The following is a 23,766-nucleotide window of genomic DNA, read 5'->3' as shown; positions in this document are numbered from 1 at the left end:
CTTTTCATGATCACAGTCAAACTGCCGCAAAAGACCGAAAAGCTGCTGGCCGACATGGCCAAGGCGAGCGGCCGCACGACCGATCAGGTCGCAGTCGACGCGATCCTCGAGGCCATCGAGGATTGGCAGGACGCCAGGATTGCCGAGGAACGGGTCCGGAATGACGACGGTGTTCGTATCCCGCTGGAGGAGATGGTCCGCCAGCTTGAACTTCGTGAACGCGACGAACGTAGCAACAAGCCCGCCGCTGAATGAGTTGGCGTGTCGAGTTCACGCCGGGCGCTAAAAAGGACATTGAGCGGCTTTCGACGAAGGACCAACGCCGTGTCCTCGAATTCCTCGCCGGGAGAGTTTCGGCGCATCCCGATCCAAGAGTTCTTGCCAAACGCCTTACTGCGACCAAAGAAGAAGCTTGGCGGTTTCGCGTCGGCGACTACCGGATCATCGTCCAGTTCTGGGATAGTCGCCTTGTCGTCCTGGTCGTGGAAGTAGGCAACCGTCGCGAGGTCTACCGATGAACAATAGCGCCGTTTCGCAAAAGCCGGACTGGTCCGCCGCCCAATATCTGAAATTCGAAGACGAGCGCACGCGTCCCGCGCGGGATCTGGTGGCGCAGGTCCCCGTCGACTTCCCGCGCCGGGTCGTCGACATCGGCTGCGGGCCGGGCAACTCGACCGAACTGCTTGTCGGCCGCTGGCCGGATGCTGAGGTGAGCGGCTTCGACACTTCGCCCGACATGATCGAGAAGGCGCGGGCGCGCCTGCCCGAGGTCACCTTTGATCTGGCCGATGCCTCCAAATGGCAGCCGGCGGAGCCGGTCGACGTGATCTTCGCCAATGCTGTGCTCCAATGGCTGCCCGAGCATCCCGCGGTCTTCCAGCGGCTGATGGGCTTTCTCGCGCCAGGGGGCGCGCTCGCCATCCAGATGCCTGACAATCTGGGCGAGGACTCCCACCGCCTGATGCGGGAGACCGCCGCCGAGATGGCGTTTGCCGAAAAGCTCAAGGGCGCGGCACGCGGGCCGTTGCCGCCGGTGTCGTTCTATTATGATCTTCTGTCGCCGCTCAGCGATCGGCTGGATATCTGGCACACCATCTACAACCACCCGCTTGCCGATGCGCAGGCGATCGTCGAATGGGTGAAGTCGACGGGCTTGAAACCGTTCCTCGATCCGCTGGGCGCCGACGAGCGGACGATGTTCCTCGACAGCTACACGGCCAGGATCGCCAAGGCCTATCCGAAGACGGCAAGCGGCAAGGTGCTTTTGCGCTTTCCGCGCATCTTCATCGTCGCTAAACGGGCCTGATTGTCCACGCACCCGTGGACCAGCAGCAAGCCGTGCGCCTGGTGAAATCTGGTTCAAGGCGGCTAAACCTTCGGTTTAAGCTGGCGTAAACCGCCGCGGTGAGAAAACTGTTGCGCCGGAGCGTTCCGGCGCCCACATGAAGCCCGCAACGCCTGCGGATGGGACGGACTGGATATATGCATCGCGTCATCATCAGCGGCATCGGCGTTGAAATCCCTGAAGCCAAGATCACCAATGAAGAGCTGGTCGCCAGCTTCAATGCCTGGGTCGACACGGAGAATGCGCGCCGCCTGGGCACCGACGAGCCGCCGCTGCCGAAATCGGACAGCGACTTCATCGTCCATGCGTCGGGCGTGCGCACCCGCCATGTGATCGAGCGGGAAGGCATTCTCGATCCGACCCGGATGTCGCCGCGCATTCCGGCACGGCCCGACGACGCGCTGTCGCTGGAGGCCGAGTTCGGCATCGCCTCGGCCAAAAAGGCTCTCGACCATGCCGGGCTGAAACCGTCCGATATCGACTTGGTGATCTGCTCGGCCTCGCATCACCAGCGGCCCTATCCGGCGATCGCCATCGAGATGCAGGAGGCGCTGGGCACCAAGGGTGCCGGCTTCGACATGGGGCTTGGCTGTTCGTCGGCGGCGGCCGCCTTGCACATCGCCGTCAACCTGGTGCGGTCGGGCGCGCACAAGCGCATTCTGGTGACGACGCCGGAGATCATCACCGGCCACCTCAATTTCCGCGACCGGCAGACGCATTTCATCTTCGGCGACGCTTCGGTGTCGATGGTGGTCGAAGGCCTGGCCAAGGGCGACAAGCGGCCGGGGCGCTTCGAGGTGCTCGACACGCGCGTCTGGACGCAGATGTCGAACAACATCCGCACCAATCTGGGCTATCACACCCGCACCGCCCAGGAAGATCCTTACATGATCAATCTGGAAGGCAATTTGATCAAGCAGGTCGGCAACAAGGTGTTCAAGGAAGTCACTGTCGCCGGGCAAAAATTCATCGTCGAATTCCTCGCCGAGCACGGGCTGACGCCGCAGGCGATCAGGCGCTTCTGGCTGCATCAGGCCAATGCGCGGATGAATGCCATGATCCTGAAACTGTCGTTCGGCCACGAGGTCGACCACGACCGGGCGCCGATGGTGCTGGAGCGGCTGGGCAACACGGCGGGCGCCGGCGCCATCGTCGCGCTGTCGGAGAACCACGCCGACATGAAGCCCGGCGATTTCGGCCTGATCTGCGCCTTTGGCGCGGGGTATTCGATAGGCGGTGCGCTGTTGCGGATGCTTTGAGCTTGTCTGGTCAAACTGGTGCGAACGGCACCAGCATTGGAACGTGGCTGGCATAGTCGTCATAGGCACTGCCCAACTCGCCGCGCAGGAAGCTTTCTTCCAGTCTTGCCTTGGTCACGATGCCGATGATGAGCAGGGCGGTTCCGGCTATGCCCCAGACCGTGACCTTGGCCGCCATGGTGGCGAGGATCGCCAGCAGCAATCCGGTGTAGATCGGATGCCGGACAAGGCCATACGGGCCTGTATTGATGACCCGATGCCCGGCCTTGGCGGTGATGGTGCCCGACCATAGCCTGCCGAGATGCAGGCGCGCCCACCAGGCAAAGGCGATGCCGATGGCGATCAGGGCGACACAAATCCAGGCTTCGGGGAGATCAGGCATCCACAGCCTGAGCCGGCCTTCAGTACGCCGGAATGAACAGCAGCACCGCGCCGGCCACCCAGAGACCCCGATAGCGGGCCTCCGCCCTGAACCCGGCGCGCTTCTGGGCAGGGTCGGACCATAGGGCGGCGGCGGCCCAGGTCACCACCCAGATCAACCAAAGCAACGTGATTGCCGTCACGGGTCGCATGATCAGCCTCCGCAAACTGTCTGGACGTAACCATGAAACCGGCACCGCGCGGCGGCAATGCGGCGCGAAATCGATGAAAGGTAAGAAAAGCGTGATCGCGATCCTATCGGTGCTGTTGATCGGACGATCAGCACTTTCGACTGGACGCCCCGGAGCCCGCCCGGCTAACTCGTCGAATGACGATTGGAAAGAACGCCATGTCGAATCTCTTCCCCGAGGCTGAAAAGCCGGTTGAAATCATCCCCGCGCGAAAGCTTGCCGCCAGGGCGGCAGCGCTTTACGTGGCGCCGGCGGATCATTTTCAGACCCGCCCGGTGGACGAATTGCGGCTGGGTTTCGACGGCATTTCAGGCGATTTCCATGCCGGACCGACACGGCGCTCGGGCGGGCGCGAGCCCTGGTATCCGCGCGGCACGGAAATACGCAACGAACGGCAATTGTCCATAGTGGCAGCGGACGAACTGGCGGTTGTTGCCCAACGCATGGGCCTGGCCGAGATCAGGCCGGAGTGGATCGGCGCCAATCTTGTGATCGAAGGGGTGCCGAACCTCTCGATGCTGCCGGCCGGCACGCTGCTGTTCTTCAAGGGCGGCGCGACCATCAAGGTCGACGCACAGAACGGACCTTGCCGCATCGCCGGCCGGTCGATCGCCGAAAACGCCGGAATGGCCGACGTCGAAGCCGGCGCGCTGCTGTTCCCGAAAGCGGCGAAGCGGCTGCGTGGCGTTGTCGCCTGGGTAGAGAAGCCAGGCACGATTAGGGCAGGCGAAGAGATATCGCTGCGCGTGCCGGAGCAGTGGATTTATCGAATATAGCCTAGATTTAGCTAGTGCTAATGTACTATTGGAGGCGCCTGATCTCTCCAAGCGGCCTATAATCGCGGGTATGGCAATATTGCAACACATCGGTTTATTTTTAGATCACCCCATTCTTGCGAAATGTCCTTTTCGGAAATTGTGATAAGGGGTTCACGAGTGGGGATTTTGCAATGAAGAAGATTTTACTAGCCACTACATGTTTTCTTGGCCTTGCGAGTGCCGCGTCGGCGGCTGACGTTGTGGTCGAACAGGGCGCTGCTGCCTACAATTGGTCGGGCGTTTATGTCGGTGGGAATATCGGCTGGTCGCAGTTGAAAAGCGATTGGCATGATATTGATGATGACTGGGGTGGCGGTTCATACGACGCCGGCTCGGATGGCGTCTTGTTGGGCGGTGTGGTGGGCTACAACCATCAGTTCACCAACAACGTTGTTCTCGGTTTCGAAGCCGACCTGGCCTACACATCAAATAGTAAGAGCTTTGATGCGCCAGATTCCGGCCGTGTCGATCTCACGAACAAGATGAATCTTTTCGGCACCGTGCGCGGTCGCCTGGGCTATGCGTTTGACCGCTTCTTGCCTTATGTCACGGGCGGTCTTGCGGTCGCCAATTTCAAGCATCAATGGACCGAGACTGCGGACCCCACTGATAGCTGGCCGGATTTCGGCGGTGCCGAGGCGGGGTGGACGGCAGGTGCCGGCATTGAATATGCTCTTACCGATCACTGGACGGCCAAGGCGGAGTATCTCTACGCTGATTTCGGCGATGTGACATCGACGAATGAAGATGGTTACCGCATGACGGTGGATCGTTCCGTCAATACGGTGCGGTTCGGCGTGAATTACAAATTCTGAACTTCGACGCAACGACGACTGCCGACGCGATCAAAGCCCATTGAGCCCGTGGTTCTGAAAGGAGCTACGGGTTCTTGCTGTTGCGGAGCCCAGCCTGATAATCCCACTACATGTTCGATGTAGTCCGAAGGCGGGGCCGCGTCGCCAGAAGGCGACGAAGCGGATTTCGGCTCTCAAGCCTTGCGGTTCTTCTTCACGCCTTGCGCCATGATGGAGACGTCGTCCCACTTCTCCCAGGTGGCGATGCGGTTGGCGTATTCCTGTTTGATCATCGGCAGGCCGCCGTCGCCGAAGAACACCCTGAGCGGCGGCTCGGCGGCATCGACAATGGCCAGCATCGCCGGTCCGGTGGCCTCGGGATCGCCGGCGACCGATTTGGCGCGGCGCTCAGCCATCTTGGCGCGAGCCGGTGCATAGGCCTCGATCGGTTGGGACACCTTTGCAGACGGGCCGGCCCAGTCCGTGGAGAAACCGCCCGGTTCAACCAGCGTCACGTGGATGCCGAATTCCGCGACCTCGATGCTCAGCGACTGGCTGAAGGCCTCCAGCGCCCATTTCGAGGCGTGATAAAGGCCGAGCGAGGCAAAGGCATTGACGCCGCCGATCGACGAGATCTGGATGATGTGGCCGGAACGCTGTGCCCGCATGATCGGCAGTGCGGCCTGAGTGACCCACAGCGCGCCAAAGACATTGGTTTCGATCTGGTCGCGGACTTCCTGTTCGCTGACCTCCTCGATGGCGCCGAAATGGCCGTAGCCTGCATTGTTGATAACGACGTCGAGCCGGCCAAAGCGTTTGTGCGCCTCGGCGACAGCTGCATCGACGGCCTTCTTGTCGGTGACGTCGAGCTTCATCGCTGCGATATTGTCGCCGTATGTTTCGACGAGATCGGCGAGCGTGCCGGCATCGCGGGCGGTCGCCGCGACGAAGTCGCCACGCGCGAGTGCCGCCTCGGCCCAGACGCGGCCAAAGCCCTTCGACGATCCGGTGATGAACCAAACCTTGTTTGTCATGATCTTGGAGTCCTTGCCGCAGCGGGCGTGATTTTCTGGCGAAAGCGGAGGCTTCTCCGCTTTCGGGCATATACGGTCGATCCTCTGATTTTCCAGAGCCGACGGGAATGTTTTGAAAAGACGCCTGAATTATCAGGGATAATTCACCTGAGACGACCAGGCCGCGTCATCGTGCTTTTGCCAGTAGCGCGCCATCAGCCGGCTGGTGATCGCGCCGACCTTGCCGTCGGCGATCCGAACACCGTCGATCTCGGTCACCGGCATGATGCCGCCCGCGGTCGAGGTGATGAAGACCTCGTCGGCCTCGCGCAATGCGGTGACGCTGACATCGGTCGCGGTGGCGGCAAGACCTTGTTCGGCGCAGAGATCGAAGACGGTGCGGCGGGTTATGCCGGGCAGCACGCCAATGGAAGGCGTCGACAGCTTGCCATCCCTGACGCAGAAGACGTTGAAGCCCGGACCCTCGGCGACATTGCCATTGAAGTCGAGAATGAGCGCGGTCTCGGCACCGCGGTCATAGGCGTCGTAGAGGCCGCGCACCAGATCGAGCCAGTGGTAGTTCTTGATCGCCGGATCGATCGAGGCCGGCGGAATGCGTACCTTGTCGCTGATGGCGACGCGCAGGCCGCGCCGCAACTGCTCGGCGTTGGCGACCGAGCCGAACGGCACGGCGAATGCCATGAAGCGGTTGACCGCCTGGCGCGGGTCGCGGCTGAAGGTCGGCGAGGCGCCGCGCGTGCACAGCATTTCGACATAGGCGGCGCGATGACCCGACAGCGCCACGCAATTGTGCAGGATTTCGGTTACGCCTTCGCGGTCGAAGGGGATCGTCATGCGCAGCTTTTCCAGCCCGCCGAAGAAGCGGTCGAGATGCAAATCGAGGCGGAAGAAGCGGCCATTCCAGACATGCACGGTGTCGTAAGTGGCGTCGGAATGCAGAAAACCCCAGTCCAGCACCGAGACCTTGGCCTGCGACATCGGCAGGTATTGGCCGTCGAGGAAAGCGACCCCCTCGGGATAGGAGTGCGGGTCGACATGGCGGCCACCAACCACGGGCAGTTGCTTCTCGTCCTGTGTCGTCGCCGTGTGGCTCATCGGTGCCTCCTGTCGCGCAAGGCGAGATCAGCAGGCTATCGGCGCAGGACAGAAGGCATAGAGCCACCCTCCCGGTGCTGTTCGGCCTCGATGACGATCTCGCCGATACATTGGATCGGAATTGCCTTAGATTGCGCGCTCTGAACGGGAGGGGGAAGATGGGCAGGCTTGGGGCCGTCACAGCGGCAATGATGATGTTCGCTGCTACGGGCGAAGCCAGCGCCCAGTGCGCGCGCGAAGGCGAGGAACTGTGCCAGGGCGGGCAGACCTATCACTGCGAGAAAACCGGCGGCGAATTGGCACCGATCTTCCAGAATGTGCCTTGCGCGGTGAACGTGCCGTCGCTGAGCGGCACCTGGCTCGGCAATGGCCACCAGAGCCCGGCTGGCGATGCCGGCGCCGACTGGGCGATCGCCATGACCATCAATGATGGCAGCGCGTCGATCGACTATCCGTCACTCGGCTGCGGCGGATCGCTGTCGCAGACATCAAGGGACGACATTTCGGCGGAATACCACGAGAGCATCACCTACGGTCAGGACAAGTGCATCGACGGCGGCAACATCACCGTCAGGTTTTACAAGGGCAATCTGTCCTGGGTTTGGATCGGCCACGCTGATGGCCAGCCCTATAACGCGGTCGCAGTTCTAAAACGGAAGTAGCCGTATCATTCCTCCTCGTCGTCGGCGTCGAGCAGGCGGGTTGCGCGCCAGCGGGTAAGCACGATGTTGGTCTGCTCGATGACGAAGAAACGCGCCGAGTCGCGGTCATAGCCTTCGCTCAGCAGTTTTTCGTAATCGGTGTGCATGTGGCGAATATGGGCAATGGTCGCCAACCATACGGCGATGCCCGGCGGCAAGGTCTTCATGTGGACCGCGCCGGCGTCGATGCGGATCTTCTCCATATCGGCATAGGGCGCCAGCGGCAGAAGTGCTGTCAGCGCCTTGGCGATGGCGCGGCGGCGGCCGGTCGGCGCCGTCATTGCTTATCGCGCCCTTCGATGGTCGCCTCGGCAATAGCGTCGGTCGAGGTGAAATAGGGTTTCAGGTCGATGACCGGCGTGCCGTCGAGCACGTCGATGGCGTCGAGATCGACGCGGCCGGTGTGTTGGTCAAGCCCGACGAGCTTGGCCACATGCAACCCAATTGGGTTCGGCCGGGCAGGGGAGCGCAGCGAAAATACACCTTTCGCTTCAGCGGCATGGCGCGGTTTCTGCACAATCAGGTCCCGCGGCGCATGATGCAGCCAGGACAGGATGATGACGTGGCTGGCGCGCTCCAGCCCCTGCAGGCCACTTCGGTAGGGCGCGTCGATGGTCAGCACCGCCTTCTGTCCGGTCTCGCGCGCGGCGCGCATGTTCTTCGGGCAGGTTTCGCGCGTCGTCCACGGCGAGGCAATGCGTCCGATGAAGACGATGCCGCCATCAGGCGGCATCAGGGCCGGATCGTTTTCCAGCCTCTGCTCGCCTTCGCGCGTCTCGAACATCTCGCGCGTTCCGGTCATCCTGCTCTCATCCCGCATTTTTTGTTCGTGCATGTCGTTGTCCCAAAACCGCAGCCCAGTTTTGGGACACATGCACCCAGGGGCCACGCAAGCGGCATTTTCTTGTCCGGAAGCGACATTGCGCTTGCAAGGTCTCGAAAATCGACATAAACATATGTTTATATCTTTTCAAAGAGAATACGCTGATGCATGTCTCGCTCGATACTATGGTGGATACGTTAAAGGCGGCGGCCGAATCCAGCCGGTTGCGCATACTGGCACTTCTGTCGCGCGGTGACCTCACGGTTTCCGATCTTACCGAAATTCTCGGCCAGTCGCAGCCGCGCGTTTCGCGGCACCTGAAGCTGCTTCTGGAGGCAGGGCTGATCGGCCGCTACCAGGAAGGGTCCTGGGCCTTCTTCCGTCTGTCTGATGCGGATTCAGCGCGTGACTTCGTCATGGGGCTGGTTTCCGGCATTCGCGGCGCCGATCCGCAGGTCGAGCGCGATCTTGAGCGCCTGGTCTCGGTCAAGCGCAAGCGGCAGGACCGGGCGGTCGCGTATTTTTCGGTGAATGCGGCGAGCTGGGACCATATCCGCTCGCTGCATGTGCCGGACCGCGCCGTCGAAGCCGCAATGCTGAAACTGGTCGGCAAGCGGCCGTTCCAGTCGATGCTCGATCTCGGCACCGGCACTGGGCGGCTGCTCGAGATCTTCTCGCCGCTTTATCGGCGTGGTGTCGGCATCGACATGTCGCGCGAGATGCTGACCGTGGCGCGCGCCAATCTCGACAAGGCCGGGGTTTCGAACGCACAGGTTCGGCAGGGCGACATCTTCGCACCGCCGGTCGAGCGCGATGCCTTCGATCTCGTCACCATCCATCAGGTGCTGCACTATCTCGACGATCCCGCCCGCGCCATCCACGAGGCGGCGCGGCTTTTGCGTCCGGCCGGACGCCTGGTCATCGTCGATTTCGCGCCGCATGCGCTGGAATTCCTGCGCGAGGAACACGCACATATGCGGCTCGGTTTTTCCGACCGGCAGATCGCCGACTGGTTTTCGGAAGCCGGCCTCGATCTCGAAGATGCGCAAGAGTTCGAGCCGCGCGGCGGCAACGAGGCCAGGCTCACGGTAAAGCTCTGGCTCGGCCGTGACCGGCGCCTCTTGATCGCCGATCCTTCCAACGACACAAGGCAGATAAGGGAAACCGCCTGATGAACCAGTTCCGCTTTTCCCGCCGCCCCGACATTGGCGACAAGGTTAGGGTTTCCTTCGAATTCTTCCCGCCGAAGACCGACGAGATGGAAGCGAGGCTGTGGGAGACTGTGACAAGGCTGGAGCCGCTGAAGCCGAAATTCGTCTCGGTGACCTACGGCGCCGGCGGCTCGACGCGGGAGCGCACCGCGCGCACTGTAAAGCGCATCCTGACGGAAACCGCTATTCCTGCCGCAGCACATCTGACCTGCGTCGGTGCAACGCGCGACGAGGTCAACGCGGTCATCCATGATTACAAGTCGATCGGCATCAACCGATTCGTGGCGCTGCGCGGAGACCCGGCTTCCGGCGTCGGCGAACCCTATCGGCCTCACCCCGGTGGCTACGAGAATGGCGCCGAGCTGGTCGCCGGGCTTAAGACGATTGCGGATTTCGACATCTCCGTCGCGGCTTATCCGGAAAAGCATCCGCAAAGCCCCGATTTCGCTACCGATATCGAGATGCTGAAACGCAAGGTCGACAATGGCGCGACGCGCGCCATCACCCAGTTCTTCTTCGACAACGATCTGTACGAGCGCTATGTCGAGCGCGTCCGCCGCGCCGGCATCTACATTCCCATCGTGCCGGGTATCCAGCCGGTTCACAGTTTCAGGCAGGTCGCGAACTTTTCCGCGAGGGCGGGCGCGCATGTGCCGGGCTGGCTGGCGGAACGGTTCGAAGGCCTTGACCGGGACCCGCAGACGCATGCGCTGGTGGCGTCGGCGGTGGCGGCCGAACAGGTGATGGACCTGGTCGAGCGCGGCGTCGGCGATTTCCACTTCTACACCATGAACCGCGCCGATCTGGTCTTTGCCATCTGCCATATGATCGGCATCCGCTCGCACGAGGCGGCGGCCGCCGGATCAGCCGCGGCCTGAGGTCGGGTTCAAACAAAAGGCCGGGAAAAACCCGGCCTTTCGAATTGGTTGGACTATTTGGGTGCTGGTCTTCCCCGCTTTGGCGGTCAGGGAAGGAAGCCCATAATAAGGGCTCCGATAAAGGCGAACGCAGCACAGATCATCAATGCGTTGATAGGCCTCGTAAGTCCCATGACATAGCCTCCTCTTAAAGAGCTATGTCATGGAGTCTAGGTTCATTTGTGCCACAGGCAAGCGGAAAATGTGCTGCATTGCGACGTGATTGTGAAATCCGCGACATGTCTTTTGCCGTTAGGCTTTGAAACTCCTAGGCAAAACCGGCTTCAGACCTGTGAATAAAATGTGGCCCACTCGTGTCGCTGCTGTGTCATGGCAGCGCTACCGCTGCGAAAGTCGAATTCGGCTTTCGCGATGCGGGGGGCAATCAGGTGGTTAGAGCATCCTTTGCGCGTCCAGTGGACGCGCGGCGCTCTAACGTCGTCCGAACAGCCGTCCGTCGATGGTGACGAGGCCGAGCGCGATCAGCACCACGCCGCCGATTTCGAACAGCTCCAGCCGCTCGCCAAGGAACAGGAAGCCGAGCAGCATGGCGCTGGCCGGCACGACAAGCGTGACCAGCGAGGCGTTGGTCGCGCCGGCCGAAGCGACGAGGTTGAAATAGAGGATGTAGGCGAAGGCGGTGGACAGAAGCGCCAGCGCCAGCACCGCCGCCCAGACCGGGGGCGAGGCCGAAAACAAACCGGATGGACCGTGGGTAAAGAGCACGATCGGGATCATGATGATGGTCGATGCCGTCAACTGTCCGGTGGCGATGACCGGCGAGGGCACGCCCCTGAAGCGGCGGGCGACCATCAGCGCGACGGCATAGGACAGCGAAGCCCCGATCAGCGCGAATTTGGCCCAGACCGGGCCGCCGAGCCCGGCAAGCAGGCCGGGGCCGATCATGACGGCCGTACCGGCGATGCCGAGCGCAATGCCGGCGAGCTTGTTCCAGGAGAGCTTTTCGTCCGATGTCAGCGCGTTGGCGAGGATCAGCGTCCAGAATGGCGTCGTTGCGTTGAGCACCGAGGCGATGCCGGCTCCGAGTTCCGTCTGGCCGGCGAAGATCAGCGAGAAGGGCACGACATTGTTGGTGAGCGCCAGCAGGAAGAACAGGCCGGCATGCGGAAGCGCGAGGCGGAAGGACGGGCCACGCAGACCGAGATAGATCTGCAGCGCAATCGCGGCGATGGCGACGCGAAACAGCACCAGCACCAGCGGGGGGAGTTCCGCCACCGCGATGCGCGCAAAGAAGAACGAGCCGCCCCAGATCGCGCCGAGCAGCAGGAGTTGCCCCCAATCCTTGAGCACCATCGGCCCGCGTGGTGCGGATGTCGCGGCCATTGCCATGTGAGTCGCCCTCCCAGACGTATGCCAGTCAGGCAGAAGCCATATCCGGTTCGGAGACAAGGGCCACCCGAAACGTGATTGATGGCAAACGCCTGCCGCCAAGACCTAGCGCCCCAGCGTCAGCCGTACGAGACACAGAATTGTTTTCATTAGCCGCTAGCTTGGATTAATTGTGCGCAGGCTAGATCAAGGATTCGTCGATGCAGCGATTCGAGAATGCCCGCGAGGCGGCACTGGCGCTTCGCCCGGACGATCCGGTCTATTGCTTCCGCCCGCAGGTGCTGATGGCGGATGCCAGACAGTTCATGGGCATGTTCCCGGGCAAGACCGCCTATGCGGTCAAGACCAATGGCGAGCAGATCGTGCTGAAGACCCTGGTCGAAGCCGGCGTCAAGGCTTTCGACGTCGCTTCGCCGGGCGAGTTCGCCGCCGTGCGCGCTGTCTCTCCCGATGCCGAGATGCTCTACATGCATCCGGTCAAGGCGCAGTCGGACATCAAGCTGGCGCTGGAGAAATACGCCATCCGCGTCATTTCGCTGGATCATGAGGACGAGATCACCAAGCTGACGCGAGTGGTGCGGGCGCTCGACATCGATCCGGGCTCGATCAGCGTGTTCGTGCGGGTGCAGACCAAGGGGCATGCCGCCTACGAATTGTCGAAGAAGTTCGGCGCCGGGCCGGCCTATGCGGTCGAACTGGCCGAGCGGCTCAACCGCACCGGCTACAAGGTTGGTCTGTGTTTCCATGTCGGCAGTCAGATCGAGGATCCCGACACCTATGAGCGGGCGCTGGCTTCCGCCGATTGGGTGCGCAACCGGCTGACCTTCGATATTGCCGGGCTCGACGTCGGCGGCGGTTTCCCGGCCGAATACGGCCACGACCCCAATCGCAAGCAGATCGAGATGCCGTCGCTCGGCCAGATCATGTCGCGGCTTTCGGGCGATCTGAAAGAGTATCAGTTCGACCAGATGCCGCTGGTGGCGGAGCCGGGCAGGGTGATCGTGGCGCGCTGCCTGTCGCTGATCGTGCGGGTGCTGCTGCGCAAGGGCAAGCGGCTCTACATCAATGACGGCATCTGGGCGTCGCTGTCGGATTCATGGACCGGCAAGATCACGCTGCCGGCCCGCTTCATTCCCGATCCGGCGATCCGCTCGCGCAATGGCGAGGAGAAGAACATCGTGCCGTTCAAGGTCTGCGGGGCGACCTGCGATTCCGTCGACATCCTGTCGCGGCCATTCTGGCTGCCGGAAACGGTCGATACCGGCGACTGGATCGAGATCGGCCATATCGGCGCCTATTCGCTCTCGCTGAGGACCCGATTCAACGGGTTTTACCCCGACACCTTCGTCGAGGTGACGACGCCGTTCGACGAGGGCGACGCGCCGCAGGGGTTTGCGAGTCTGGAGACGATGGCGGATTAGCGAATAGGGAATAGGGGTGGCAGGCACGGCTTTCGAGTAATTTTCTACTGCCTACTGCCTACTGCCTACTGCCTACAATTTCCCCAGAAGCTCCGGCGTCGGCCAGCCATCCACCGGCAGGCCTAGCCGCATCTGCTCCTTGCGGATCGCCTCGCGGGTGTTGGTACCCAAAATGCCGTCGACCGTGCCGACGTTGTAGCCCCTGGCTTCCAGCTTGGTCTGCAGCGCCTTCATCTGCTCGTTGTTGAGACCGGTCTCGGGATTGCGCGGGTCGAGCGGCGGCGCGCCTGCCAGTCGTGCGGCAAGGTTGGCTGCCGTCAGCGCATAGGTGAAGGACTGGTTCCATTCGAGATAGACGTCGAAATTGTCGTAGGTGAGGAAGGCTGGCCCCTTGCGGCCCATCGGCAGCGCCAGGCCTGCTTTCAGGCCGTTGTCGACCAGCGGCGCGCCACTGGGGTAGGTGACGCCCCATTGCGCCCACTGCGACAGCGGCAGCTTGTTGGTGCGACCGGTCTGGTCCCACGGCATGTCTTCGGGCACGCGGACTTCCTGGATCCAGGGCTGGTCGCGTTTCCAGCCGCGCGACAGCACTTTGTTGGCGGTGGTCATGATCACATCGGGCACGCTGCCGCGCAGGTCGATCTTGCCGTCGCCGTCGCCGTCGACGCCGCGTGCCAGATAATCTGAGGGCAGGATCTGCGTCTGGCCGATTTCGCCGGCCCAGGCGCCCGTGACATCGGCCGGCAGCACGCCGCGATCGATCAATTGCAGAAGCGGTATCAACTGAGGCCGAAACAGTTGCGGCCGGCGGCAATCATGGGAAAGCGTCACCAAGGCGCTCAGCGTGTGGAAGTCGCCCTGCACGGCGCCGAAATCGGTCTCCAGCGCCCAGAAGGCGGCGATGATCGGCGCCTGGACGCCGAACTGCTGATCGGCGCGGGCGAAGACGTCGGCGTATTTCTTCATGTTTGCCGCGCCTTGCTTCAGCCGGTAGGCCGAGATCATGCGGCTGGAGAATTCGACGAAGGTTTGGGTGAAAACGCCCTGGGCGCGGTCGCGCGCCAGCACCTTGTCGTCGATGGTTGCCGCTTCAAGGGCGTCGAGACCCGCTGTACCTACGCCAGCCGCCTTGGCTTCCGCAGCGACGCCCTGCTTCCAGGATTCGAAGTCGCCGCCGCATTCCTGCGCCATCGCCGGCAAGGCCGTGGCGCACAAGGTCAGCGCAGCCGCGAGGACTTTGGAACGCAGTCGCATCAGCTTCCTCTCGAAACGAATAGCGGGCAGTTGTTGTGCTCCCCGGAAGCCCAACGCCCTGAATTACTGGCGGTTGCACTTTTCACCGCTGGCTGTGTCGAAAAGCAGGCGGCAGGCCCGGTGTCAACGGGTGTTCTGCCGCAGCCACTTATTCCCTGCGGCTTCGCTGCCGTTGACCCCGTGTCAACGGGTGTTCTGCCGCAGCCACTTGTTCCAGGTGGCTTCACTGCCGTTGAAGACGTTGATGTCGGCCTTGCCGGTCATACCCGGAATGATCCCGGTTCCGGTGTACTGCCAGAATGTGAAGGGGTGGCTGCCGTATTTCTCACGCGGATGGCCGGCGACGGAACGCAGCCAGTAGGGATAGCCGCGGAACCCCGCCAGCCCGTTGTCGTCGAAGAAGTCGACCGAGGTGTAGATGATCGGCTTTTTGCCGTAGTGCCGTTCGACGATCTCGAGGAAGGTGGTCATCTCCGCGCGCACCGTGGCGGCGTCGGGACGCAGCCTGCAGGTTGGCGACTGCGGGTTCCATTCCATGTCGAGGACGGGCGGCATTGCCGAGCGATCGACGGGGACGTTGCGGATGAACCAGCGCGCCTGCACGGCAGCCGGGGTGCAGAAATAGTAGAAGTGATAGGCGGCTCGCGGAATCCCGTTGGCCTTCGTGTGCGCCCAATGCTCGTTGAAGTATTCATCGAAGCGATCGCCGCCCTCGGTCGCCTTGATGAAGGCGAAGGAGATGCCGCTGGCCCTGGCCGCCGGCCAATCGACCGAGGTCTGGTATTTGGAAACATCGGTGCCGTGGACGGCATAGTTCCACGGCGCGCCGCTTTCCCATTCATGCGGTTTGGAATCGGCAAAGCGCGGCGCGCGCACGGCAACCGTCGGGCTGCTCGAAGCGGACGGCGACAGCGGCGAGAGATCGTCCACGGTCGAGCAGGCGCCAAGCAGCGTCAGCATGATGAGGCCCGCAAGACGGCGCATCGCAATTCCCGAGCCGGATTCAGCCGGTCGCTGATGGGTCTATACACTGATGGCCGGTTTTGTGATCGGGCCCCCTCCGAGCGATCGCCCCACAGCATCGCTCAGCATATCCTGTGATCGCCGATCATGGTTGATAATCCGTTGATGGCGCTCGACAAGCATTGTGATTTGCGGAAGCAATGGCGGCAAATCGATGACATAAGGGTCGCGCAGGGCCCGGAGGAAATAAATGCGGATCGTGGTCAAGATCGTCAAATGGCTGCTTGGCCTGATCGTTCTGGCGATCGCCGCCCTTTTTGCCTGGCTTTATATCGCGCCGCCGGAGTTGATCAGGGTCGGCTCTGGCTATTCGGCCAAGATCGTCTGTTCGAATGTCTTCATCGCCGGCCGGGACGCCAATGAGGTGCTCGCCGTCGACGTGCAGGCGCCCGGGCATCCCCTGCTGCGGCTAATGCGGGTTTCGGTGGACAAGAACAGGGGAACGGTGTCGGCGGGCCTGTTCGGGATCCTCGGCAAGAGCGTCGCCGTCGCCCGCGACGGGTTGGGCTGCGCTTCGGTTCCGGACGGCGATGTCGGCAAGGCGCGGCGGACCGCGATCCAGGCGGAGCCGTCGGCGGCCACCATGGGCGACCTGTGGCCGGAAGGCGAGCGGGTCGAGGCATCGCAGGATCCGGTTGTTGCCAAACTGCTCGACGATGCGGCGCTGACCGGCACCGGCATGCGCGCGGTGGTGGTGGTCAAGAATGGCCGCGTCGTCGGCGAGCGCTACGGCGATGGCTTTTCCGCCAAGACGCCGCTGCTCGGCTGGTCGATGACCAAGACGGTGAACGCCGCCATCGTCGGCACGCTGGTCAAGGACGGCAAGATTGCTTTCGACGACAAAAACCTGTTTGCGCCGTGGAAGGCGGACGGCCGCACTGCCATCAGCCTCGCCGACATGATGGCGATGTCGAGCGGGCTGGAGTTCAACGAGGATTATGGCGACGTCGCCGACGTCACGCGCATGCTCTATCTCGAACCAGACATGGCGGGCTTCGCCGAATCCAAGCCGCTGGCTGCAGAGGTCGGCAAACAGTTTTCCTATTCGAGCGGCACGGCGGTGATGCTGTCGCGCCTCTGGCAGGACGCGATCGGCGACAAGGCCAAGGCGCTGACGTGGCCGCGCACGGCGCTGTTCGAGCCGCTCGGCATGCACAGCGCGGTGCTCGAGACCGACGAGCAAGGCACCTTCGTCGGCTCGTCCTATCTCTACGCGACTGCCCATGACTGGGCGCGCTTCGGCCAGTTCCTGCTGCAAAGCGGGGTGTGGAACGGCAACCAGATCCTGCCGGCCGGCTTCGTCGACTGGATGCGGGAGCCGGCAGCTGCCTCGAAAGTCTACGGCAAGGGCCAGTTGTGGATCGAGGCCCCTGGCGATGAGGAAAACCCCGGCGCGGGCGTCGCCGCCGGCCTGCCCAAGGACACCTACTGGATGGAAGGTCATGACGGGCAGACGGTCGCCATCATTCCCTCGGAACAACTGGTGGTCGTGCGGCTGGGGCTGACGCCGGCCAAGCTCGGCTACCGGCCGCAGACGATGGTCGGAGCGCTGGTGAAGGCGCTGCATTAGACCAGGCGCCGCAATTCTTGCTATGCAGCAGTGGCCAAAGGCTTGGCACGGTCAACCCGCGCCCGCTCGTCGGGCGAGTTCATGACCTGCCAGAGATCGCTGCGGCGCTGGACGTTCAACCAGAAATCCGGGCTGTTGCCGAACACCCGTGCCAGAATGAGCGCGGTCGCCGCCGTCACGTTGCGGCGGTTGTTGCACAATTCGTTCACATGTTTGCGCTGGACCCCCATCGCCTCGGCCAAAGCTGCCTGCGTAAGGCCAAGCGGCTGCATGAATTCTTCCGTGAGAATTTCGCCAACCGTTGCCGGCTTGCGTGTGGTCATCAACATGTTCTCACCTCATCTATAGCTGTGGTCGTCGAGATAGATGTCCGACGCCTCACCGCGGCCACCGTCCCAGTGGAAGATCAGCCGCCATTGCTTGTTGACGCGTATTGAATGGAAGCCTTCGAGAATGCCGCGCAGCTTCTCGAAATGATTGCTGGGCGGCACACGCAAATCCTGATCGATCATCGCGTCGTCAATCATCTGGAGCTTGCGGAACAAACGGCTTTCGAGATCGGACGGAATGTTGCGAGAATGGGTGTCTTCCACGAAGAAGGCCCGCAGCCATTCATCCCTGAAGCCGATGATCACCACATGCTTCCATACATGTGAGATAGTGTACCGCTCTCGGGGTCATAAGGCAACGTTGATCCAACGGATCGTGGCTGCTTCGCCTTTATATGCCTTTCCCAACGGCAATATTCAGGAAGTGATCTTGATAACCGCCAGCCAGGCATAGCCGCGATAAAGCGTGCGGAAACGGAAGCTTGCGCTGGTTCGCCGAGATTCCGACTCCAGCACTTCGCGCAACGATTCACGCGGCGCGACGTGGAATTTTTTCAGCCAGCCGCGCAGCAAGGTCCGGAACCAGCCGGGCAGGCCTTCCTGCTGGCCGAAATCGACGATGTGCAGCGAACCGTTCGGCGACAGGGCGGCAAGCGCTGCCGACACAGTTTTTTCCCAACCGGGGATCATCGACAGCGAATAGGACACGAAGACGCGATCGAAGCTATTGCGCCCGAACAGCGCCTTGGCATCGAATCCCGTGGCGTCGCCCTGGGCGAGCGTGACACGATCGACCAGGCCCTCGCGGGCAATCGCGGCGCTGGCCGTCTCCAGCATTTCGGCTGAAATATCGAGGCCGAAGAAGCCGGCGTCGGGGTAGCGACGCGCGGCCAGGATGATGTTGCGGCCAGTGCCGCAGCCGAGTTCCAGCACGGTGCCGCCGGCGGGCACATCGAGCCCTGCGATCAGCCGGTCGCGGCCAAGCAGGTAGTATTTGCGGGTCAGGTCATAGATGTGGCGCTGCCAGCGGTAGACGCCGTCCATCAATTCGGCATGACTGGCCTTGAATTCGGGGCTGGCCGGCAACTCGGTCGTGCTCATGCCGCACGCTTCACATAGAGATGGAAGCCGCCATAGATGGCCGAACGGTCGCGGACCGAGAATTCGCGCGAAGCCTCATCCTGGTAGGTCCACTGGTCGAGCAGCGAGCTGGAGACGCGGCCCGGCAACAGGCTGGGTTCGGCGGCGGTGCGGAAGATCACGCGGGCGCCGGCCGAAGCCGTACGGGTGATTTCCGCCCACAGCGCGTTGAGCTGGTCATCGGTCATCCAGTCCTGAGCGTCGAGCAGGACGAAGCGGTCGACGGAGCCTGCGTCCTTGCCGGCGAGGAACTCGATCAGATTGGCATGGTGGATGGCGACGCGGTCGACATTGCCGCGAATGGTCTCGTAGTTCTGTTTTTCGAGATAGGCGGGCAGGGCGGCCTCGCCGGGGTTCGGATAGCGCCGGGCGAAGGCCTGCCAGGCGAAGTAGTTGTTCTCCAGCGGAAAATCGCAAGCGAGCTTTTCCAGCCGGGCTTTCAGCACGCTGGCCATGGTGCCGTCGCCAGACGTGATCAGCGAATCGTACTGCGCCGGCGGAATGCCGAGGCCGAACAGAGAGGCCTTGCGCGACGTCGCCCATTTCAAAAGCTTCTTGTCGAAGACCGGCGCCAACTCCTCGTTGAAGAAGCGGCGCTGCTCGCCGATGTTCTTGGCCTGCATGATGCCGGCAGGGTCGACGCCGAAGAATTTTGCCGTGCGGTGGCCCATGGCGATGAACAGGCCGAGCAGGCCGGTCTGGTAGAAATTGCGGTCGAACACAGTGATGCGCCTGATGCCGCGCCAGTTGCGGCGCTCCCAGTAGTGACGGCTGACCGGATCGAGATGCGGCGCGATGAAACGGTCATACGCTTTCGAATTGTGGCTGGTGTCGGCGGCGCCGAAGAAGCGGAACAGGTCGCCCTGCGATGGCAAATGGCGCACCGCCTCCAGCTTCATGCGGTTCAGCGCGATGTGCGCGGTGTTGAGGTCGACAGCGTCGACCCGGGCCGGCGAGCGCGTGAGGTAGGCCAGGATGTTGCAGCCGCCGGAGGCGATGGTGACGACGCGGTGGCCCTGGCCAAGCTGCATCGCCTCCATGTCGACATCGGGGTCTTCCCAGATCTGCGGATAGACGAGGCCGGAAAACAGGAAGGCGAACAGCCGCTCCGAAATGCCGGCCTTCGACAGCGGGCGGTTCTGGTAGACGGCCTTTCCAACTTCCTTGCCGCGGCGAAAAACCAGATCTGCGGAAACGTCCGTCATGGCAAGATGATTCCCCATTTGCTTTGCCGCAAGCGGGTAACCCAGGGTCATGACAGGCCGGTGACAGCCTGTTGATGCCTCCTTACGGCTTGCCAAATCCGCCCGGCGTCGGCGTCGTCAGTATGACGGCGTCGCCGGCCTGCAGCACGGTCTGATCGCAGGCTTTCAGCACGTCGACCGTGCCGTCGTTGCGGCGGATCTTGGTCGAGCCGACCTCGCCGTCGCCGCCGCCGTCCAGCCCTTGCGGCGGGCGGTTGCGGTGCGAGGACAGGATCGCGCATTCCATCCTTTCGAGGAAGCGGATGGTGCGTTTTGTGCCGTCGCCGGCGCTCCATTTGCCCTTGCCGCCGGAGTTTTCCCGAATGTGGAAATCCTCGAGCAGCACGGGAAAGCGCAATTCCAGCACTTCCGGGTCGGTGAGGCGCGAGTTGGTCATGTGGGTGTGGACGCCGGAGGTGCCGGCAAAGCCGCGACCTGAGTTCATCTGGCCGGCCGGCGAGCCGGAACAGATCGTCTCGTAATACTGGTACGTCTTGTTGCCGAAGGTCAGGTTGTTCATCGTGCCTTGCGCGTTGGCCATGGCGCCCATGGCGCCGAACAGCGCGTTGGTGACGTGCTGCGAGGTCTCGACATTGCCGGCGACGACGGCGGCGGGGTAGGCGGGTTTCAGCATGCAGCCATCGGGAATGATGATGTTGATGGGCCGCAGACAGCCGGCATTCATCGGGATCATGTCCTCGACCATGACGCGGAAAGCATAGAGCACGGCCGCTCGGGCGACGGGTTCGGGCGCGTTGAAATTGTTCTTCATGACCGGCGAGGTGCCGGTGAAGTCAACGGTCGCCTCGCGCTTTTGCCGGTTGACCGTGATCTTCACCTTGATGATCTGGCCGGTGTCGGTCGGGTATTCGTACTCGGAACTGTCGGGCAGCCGCTCCAGCACGCGGCGCACGCTTTCAGCCGCATTGTCCTGGACATGGCCCATATACGCTTCGACGACATCGAGGCCGAAATGCGCGACCATCTTGCGCAGTTCCGCGACGCCCTTCTCGTTGGCGGCGATCTGCGCTTTGAGGTCGGCGATGTTCTGGTGCGGATTGCGGGCCGGGTAGCGGTGGTCGGTGAGCAGCGTTTCCAACTCCTTCTCGCGGAATTTTCCACGATCGACGATGCGGAAATTGTCGAACAGCACGCCTTCCTCGTCGACCGTGGTGGCGAGCGGCGTCATCGAGCCGGGGGCTGTGCCGCCGATATCTGCATGATGGCCGCGCGAGGCAACGTAGAAAAGTATTTCCTCCCCCCTTGAGGGGGAGGTGCCGCCGAAGGCGGTGGAGGGGGTCGGTGAGGCAGTGCTCGACGTTCTTGTGGTGTCTTCTGAGAGGACCCCACCCGGCCGCTGCGCGGCCACCCTCCCCTCAAGGGGGAGGGAAAACACCGGCGTCACCACGGTGATGTCGGGCAGATGCGTGCCGCCATTGTAGGGCGCGTTGAGGGCAAAGACGTCGCCGGGGTGGATGTCGCCGGAATTCAGCCGGATGATGGTTTCGACCGAGCGGTCCATCGAGCCGAGATGCACCGGCATGTGCGGCGCATTGGCGACCAGCGCGCCATGGCGGTCGAAGACGGCACAGGAGAAATCCAGCCGTTCCTTGATGTTGACGGAATAGGCGGTGTTCTGCAGCGTCACGCCCATCTGCTCGGCGATCGACATGAAGAGGTTGTTGAAGACCTCCAGCATGACCGGATCGGCCTCGGTGCCGAGCGCTGCCTGCCGGCGCTTTTTCTCGACACGGCGCAGCAGCACATGGTTCCTGGCGGTGATTTCGGCCTGCCAGCCCGGCTCGATGACGATTGTCTGGTTCGGCTCGATAATCAAGGCAGGTCCCGCAATCCTGTTTCCCGGCTTCAGCGCCTCGCGGCGGAAGATGGGTGAAGTGCGCCACTCTCCCTCGGTGAAGATTTCGCGGGTTTGCGAAGGACTTACGGCAAGGTCTTCGGTTCGCGATTCAGTTTCGTCGCGCCCGGTGCCGCCGGTGTCGGTGCCTTCGACACCGACGGTCTCGACGATCATCGGCTTGTCGTCATAGACGAAACCGAACTGCGCCTTGTGGGCGATTTCAAAATCGCGCCTGGCCTGGAAAATCGAATCCGCCTCGAAATTCACCGGCAGTGTCGTGTCGGTGCCGTCATAGCGAATGTGCAGCACCGGCTTCGTGGCGACCGTATCTTCGCCGATGCCTTGCGCCGCGAGCTCGGCGATGACGGCTTTTCTCAAGATGGCGATGAGGTTGCCGATCTCGGTTCTGGACTCTTCGACAAGCGGCTTCAGCAGCGCCTGCTGGCGCGAGGCAAAGACCGAGGACAGGCCGATGCCATAGGCCGACAGCAGGCCAGAGAAGGGATGGATCAGCACCGCTTCCATGCCGAGCGCATCGGCGACCAGGCACGCGTGCTGGCCGCCGGCGCCGCCAAAACAGTTCAGGAGATATTCGGTGACGTCGTAGCCGCGCTGCACGGAGATCTTCTTGATGGCGTTGGCCATGTTCTCCACGGCGATGGTGACGAACCCTTCGGCGACAGTCTCAGGCGACCGGCCATCGCCGATTTCAGCGGCGAGTGCGGAGAATTTTTCGCGCACTGTGTCGACGTCGAGCGTCTGGTCCTGGCCGGGCCCAAAAATCGCCGGGAAGAAATCGGGCTGCAGCTTGCCCAGCATCACATTGGCGTCGGTGACGGCGAGCGGGCCGCCGCGCCGGTAGGCTGCCGGGCCGGGATTGGCGCCGGCCGAGTCAGGTCCGGCGCGAAAACGGCCGGCCTCATAGTGCAGAATCGAGCCGCCGCCGGCGGCGACGGTATGGATGCGCATCATCGGCGCGCGGATGCGCACGCCGGCGACCTCGGTGTCGAAGGCACGTTCGTATTCGCCGTCATAGTGGGCGACATCGGTGGAGGTGCCGCCCATGTCGAAGCCGATGACCTTGTCGAAGCCGGCGAGCCTGGCTGTCTCGACCATGCCGACGACGCCGCCGGCCGGTCCTGACAGCAGCGCGTCCTTGCCCTGGAACATGTCGGCGGCGGTGAGACCGCCCGACGACATCATGAACATGAGGCGAGGCGATTGGCCGGGCGCCACGCCCAGCTCTCCCGCCACCCTTTGCACATAGCGCGACAGGATCGGCGACAGATAGGCGTCGACCACGGTGGTGTCGCCGCGGCCGACCAGCTTGATCAGTGGCGAGACTTCATGGCTGACCGAGACCTGGCTGAAACCAAGTTTGCGGCAGACTTTCGCCACAGCCTTCTCGTGGTCGGGGTATTTCCAGGCGTGCATGAAGACAATGGCGACCGCATCGATGCCATCGGCCCTGGCCTGTTCGATCGCCGGCCGGCAGGCGGCGATGTCGAGCAATTGTTCGACGCAGCCATCGGCGCGCACGCGCTCGTTGATTTCGATGACGCGCTCGTAGAGTTGTTCGGGAAGGATGATCTCCTTGGCGAAGATGTCCGGACGCGCCTGGTAGGCGATCTTCAGCGCATCGCGAAAGCCCTTGGTGATGAGCAAAAGCACGCGGTCGCCCTTGCGCTCCAGCAGCGCATTGGTGGCGACCGTGGTGCCCATCTTGATGTCGCCGATCAGGCCGCTCGGGATCGTGTCGCCGGCCGACAAGCCGAGAAGGTCGCGAATGCCCTGGATGGCGGCATCGTTATAGGCTTCGGGGTTTTCGGAGAGAAGCTTGCGCGGGTGCAGCCCGCCTTCCGGATCTCGGCCGATGATATCGGTGAATGTGCCGCCGCGGTCGATCCAGAAATCCCATTTTTCGGTCATGACAGCCCCTGGCGCTCCTCTGTTCGATCGGTGGTTCGGC

The 23,766-nt window shown here is 62.7% G+C and carries 25 protein-coding genes; 11 read left to right on the top strand and 14 right to left on the bottom strand.

The features are described from left to right. Positions 1–6: 6 nt before the first annotated feature. From EOA13_RS23210 to EOA13_RS23195, 4 genes are all read left to right on the top strand, one after another. Positions 7–255 (top strand): DUF6290 family protein, encoded by a 249-nt coding sequence (locus EOA13_RS23210; protein ID WP_127296041.1) that lies wholly within the window; start codon positions 7–9, stop codon positions 253–255. Beyond that, a complete protein-coding gene (locus tag EOA13_RS23205) occupies positions 252–518 on the top strand; it encodes a type II toxin-antitoxin system RelE/ParE family toxin (RefSeq protein WP_127296040.1) in 267 nt (88 codons plus the stop codon). The genes EOA13_RS23210 and EOA13_RS23205 overlap by 4 nt, the downstream gene beginning before the upstream one ends. Further along, positions 515–1,306, top strand: coding sequence for a trans-aconitate 2-methyltransferase (tam, locus tag EOA13_RS23200; protein ID WP_127296039.1), 792 nt, complete (start codon positions 515–517; stop codon positions 1,304–1,306). The genes EOA13_RS23205 and tam overlap by 4 nt, the downstream gene beginning before the upstream one ends. Positions 1,307–1,482: 176 nt before the next feature. Next, a complete protein-coding gene (locus EOA13_RS23195) occupies positions 1,483–2,604 on the top strand; it encodes a beta-ketoacyl-ACP synthase III (protein WP_127296038.1) in 1,122 nt (373 codons plus the stop codon). A 10-nt stretch (positions 2,605–2,614) separates the two neighbouring features. Here EOA13_RS23195 and EOA13_RS23190 read toward each other — a convergent pair whose 3' ends face one another. Both EOA13_RS23190 and EOA13_RS38850 read right to left on the bottom strand, forming a co-directional pair. After that, positions 2,615–2,986 (bottom strand): isoprenylcysteine carboxylmethyltransferase family protein, encoded by a 372-nt coding sequence (locus tag EOA13_RS23190; RefSeq protein WP_245490454.1) that lies wholly within the window; start codon positions 2,984–2,986, stop codon positions 2,615–2,617. A 19-nt stretch (positions 2,987–3,005) separates the two neighbouring features. Then, positions 3,006–3,176 (bottom strand): hypothetical protein, encoded by a 171-nt coding sequence (locus tag EOA13_RS38850; protein ID WP_245490453.1) that lies wholly within the window; start codon positions 3,174–3,176, stop codon positions 3,006–3,008. A 197-nt stretch (positions 3,177–3,373) separates the two neighbouring features. Between EOA13_RS38850 and EOA13_RS23185 the strand changes: the two genes are divergently transcribed. Together EOA13_RS23185 and EOA13_RS23180 are read left to right on the top strand one after the other, a co-directional pair. Then, positions 3,374–3,991, top strand: coding sequence for an MOSC domain-containing protein (locus EOA13_RS23185; protein ID WP_127296037.1), 618 nt, complete (start codon positions 3,374–3,376; stop codon positions 3,989–3,991). Positions 3,992–4,164: 173 nt separating this feature from the next. Beyond that, a complete protein-coding gene (locus EOA13_RS23180) occupies positions 4,165–4,848 on the top strand; it encodes an outer membrane protein (protein ID WP_127296036.1) in 684 nt (227 codons plus the stop codon). A gap of 173 nt (positions 4,849–5,021) precedes the next feature. Here the strand turns inward: EOA13_RS23180 and EOA13_RS23175 are convergent, their stop codons facing one another. Together EOA13_RS23175 and EOA13_RS23170 are read right to left on the bottom strand one after the other, a co-directional pair. Further along, positions 5,022–5,861 (bottom strand): SDR family oxidoreductase, encoded by an 840-nt coding sequence (locus EOA13_RS23175; RefSeq protein WP_127296035.1) that lies wholly within the window; start codon positions 5,859–5,861, stop codon positions 5,022–5,024. A 132-nt stretch (positions 5,862–5,993) separates the two neighbouring features. Then, positions 5,994–6,956, bottom strand: a complete 963-nt coding sequence (locus EOA13_RS23170; protein ID WP_127296034.1) for a D-amino acid aminotransferase — start codon at positions 6,954–6,956, stop codon at positions 5,994–5,996. 158 nt (positions 6,957–7,114) lie between these two features. Here EOA13_RS23170 and EOA13_RS23165 point away from each other — a divergent pair, with 158 nt between their 5' ends. Then, positions 7,115–7,618: a hypothetical protein gene (locus EOA13_RS23165; protein ID WP_127296033.1), complete on the top strand. Its 504-nt coding sequence runs from the start codon at positions 7,115–7,117 to the stop codon at positions 7,616–7,618. Between the two features lie 5 nt (positions 7,619–7,623). On the opposite strand, the gene EOA13_RS23160 is transcribed toward EOA13_RS23165, so the two are convergent. Both EOA13_RS23160 and tsaA read right to left on the bottom strand, forming a co-directional pair. Beyond that, positions 7,624–7,938 carry a DUF2293 domain-containing protein gene (locus EOA13_RS23160; RefSeq protein WP_127296032.1) on the bottom strand — a complete coding sequence of 105 codons (315 nt, stop codon included), beginning with the start codon at positions 7,936–7,938 and terminating at the stop codon, positions 7,624–7,626. Next, a complete protein-coding gene (tsaA, locus tag EOA13_RS23155; protein ID WP_164780260.1) occupies positions 7,935–8,441 on the bottom strand; it encodes a tRNA (N6-threonylcarbamoyladenosine(37)-N6)-methyltransferase TrmO in 507 nt (168 codons plus the stop codon). Before tsaA ends, EOA13_RS23160 begins: the two co-directional genes overlap by 4 nt. 203 nt (positions 8,442–8,644) lie before the next feature. On the opposite strand from tsaA, the gene EOA13_RS23150 reads away from it, so the two are divergent. Both EOA13_RS23150 and metF read left to right on the top strand, forming a co-directional pair. Further along, positions 8,645–9,652, top strand: a complete 1,008-nt coding sequence (locus EOA13_RS23150; RefSeq protein WP_127296031.1) for a metalloregulator ArsR/SmtB family transcription factor — start codon at positions 8,645–8,647, stop codon at positions 9,650–9,652. Continuing rightward, on the top strand, positions 9,652–10,569 hold the full coding sequence (metF, locus tag EOA13_RS23145) for a methylenetetrahydrofolate reductase [NAD(P)H] (protein WP_127296030.1): 918 nt from the start codon (positions 9,652–9,654) through the stop codon (positions 10,567–10,569). Before EOA13_RS23150 ends, metF begins: the two co-directional genes overlap by 1 nt. A gap of 471 nt (positions 10,570–11,040) precedes the next feature. Here metF and EOA13_RS23140 read toward each other — a convergent pair whose 3' ends face one another. Further along, positions 11,041–11,958, bottom strand: coding sequence for a DMT family transporter (locus tag EOA13_RS23140; RefSeq protein ID WP_127296029.1), 918 nt, complete (start codon positions 11,956–11,958; stop codon positions 11,041–11,043). Between the two features lie 200 nt (positions 11,959–12,158). Here EOA13_RS23140 and EOA13_RS23135 point away from each other — a divergent pair, with 200 nt between their 5' ends. Then, the gene (locus tag EOA13_RS23135; RefSeq protein ID WP_013530936.1) at positions 12,159–13,379 is read left to right on the top strand and encodes an alanine racemase; all 1,221 of its coding nucleotides are present in this window, start codon (positions 12,159–12,161) and stop codon (positions 13,377–13,379) included. Positions 13,380–13,451: 72 nt separating this feature from the next. Here EOA13_RS23135 and EOA13_RS23130 read toward each other — a convergent pair whose 3' ends face one another. Then, positions 13,452–14,633: a lytic murein transglycosylase gene (locus EOA13_RS23130; RefSeq protein ID WP_127296028.1), complete on the bottom strand. Its 1,182-nt coding sequence runs from the start codon at positions 14,631–14,633 to the stop codon at positions 13,452–13,454. 183 nt (positions 14,634–14,816) lie between these two features. Further along, entirely contained in the window at positions 14,817–15,617 is an 801-nt protein-coding gene (locus EOA13_RS23125; protein ID WP_127296027.1) for a GH25 family lysozyme, read from the bottom strand. 229 nt (positions 15,618–15,846) lie between these two features. Here EOA13_RS23125 and EOA13_RS23120 point away from each other — a divergent pair, with 229 nt between their 5' ends. After that, positions 15,847–17,226 (top strand): serine hydrolase, encoded by a 1,380-nt coding sequence (locus EOA13_RS23120; RefSeq protein ID WP_127296026.1) that lies wholly within the window; start codon positions 15,847–15,849, stop codon positions 17,224–17,226. Positions 17,227–17,246: 20 nt separating this feature from the next. On the opposite strand, the gene EOA13_RS23115 is transcribed toward EOA13_RS23120, so the two are convergent. From EOA13_RS23115 to EOA13_RS23095, 5 genes are all read right to left on the bottom strand, one after another. Further along, entirely contained in the window at positions 17,247–17,555 is a 309-nt protein-coding gene (locus tag EOA13_RS23115; protein WP_127296025.1) for a HigA family addiction module antitoxin, read from the bottom strand. Between the two features lie 9 nt (positions 17,556–17,564). Then, a complete protein-coding gene (locus EOA13_RS23110) occupies positions 17,565–17,861 on the bottom strand; it encodes a type II toxin-antitoxin system RelE/ParE family toxin (RefSeq protein ID WP_127296024.1) in 297 nt (98 codons plus the stop codon). A gap of 111 nt (positions 17,862–17,972) precedes the next feature. Next, entirely contained in the window at positions 17,973–18,656 is a 684-nt protein-coding gene (locus EOA13_RS23105; protein WP_127296023.1) for a class I SAM-dependent methyltransferase, read from the bottom strand. Then, entirely contained in the window at positions 18,653–19,951 is a 1,299-nt protein-coding gene (locus EOA13_RS23100) for a DUF3419 family protein (protein WP_127296022.1), read from the bottom strand. Before EOA13_RS23100 ends, EOA13_RS23105 begins: the two co-directional genes overlap by 4 nt. A gap of 31 nt (positions 19,952–19,982) precedes the next feature. Next, positions 19,983–23,726, bottom strand: coding sequence for a hydantoinase B/oxoprolinase family protein (locus tag EOA13_RS23095; RefSeq protein ID WP_127296021.1), 3,744 nt, complete (start codon positions 23,724–23,726; stop codon positions 19,983–19,985). Between the last annotated feature and the right edge of the window lie 40 nt (positions 23,727–23,766).

The sequence above is a fragment of the Mesorhizobium sp. M7A.F.Ca.US.011.01.1.1 genome (assembly GCF_003998295.1).
Lineage (GTDB): Bacteria > Pseudomonadota > Alphaproteobacteria > Rhizobiales > Rhizobiaceae > Mesorhizobium.
This window is presented reverse-complemented; position numbering and strand designations above follow the sequence as displayed.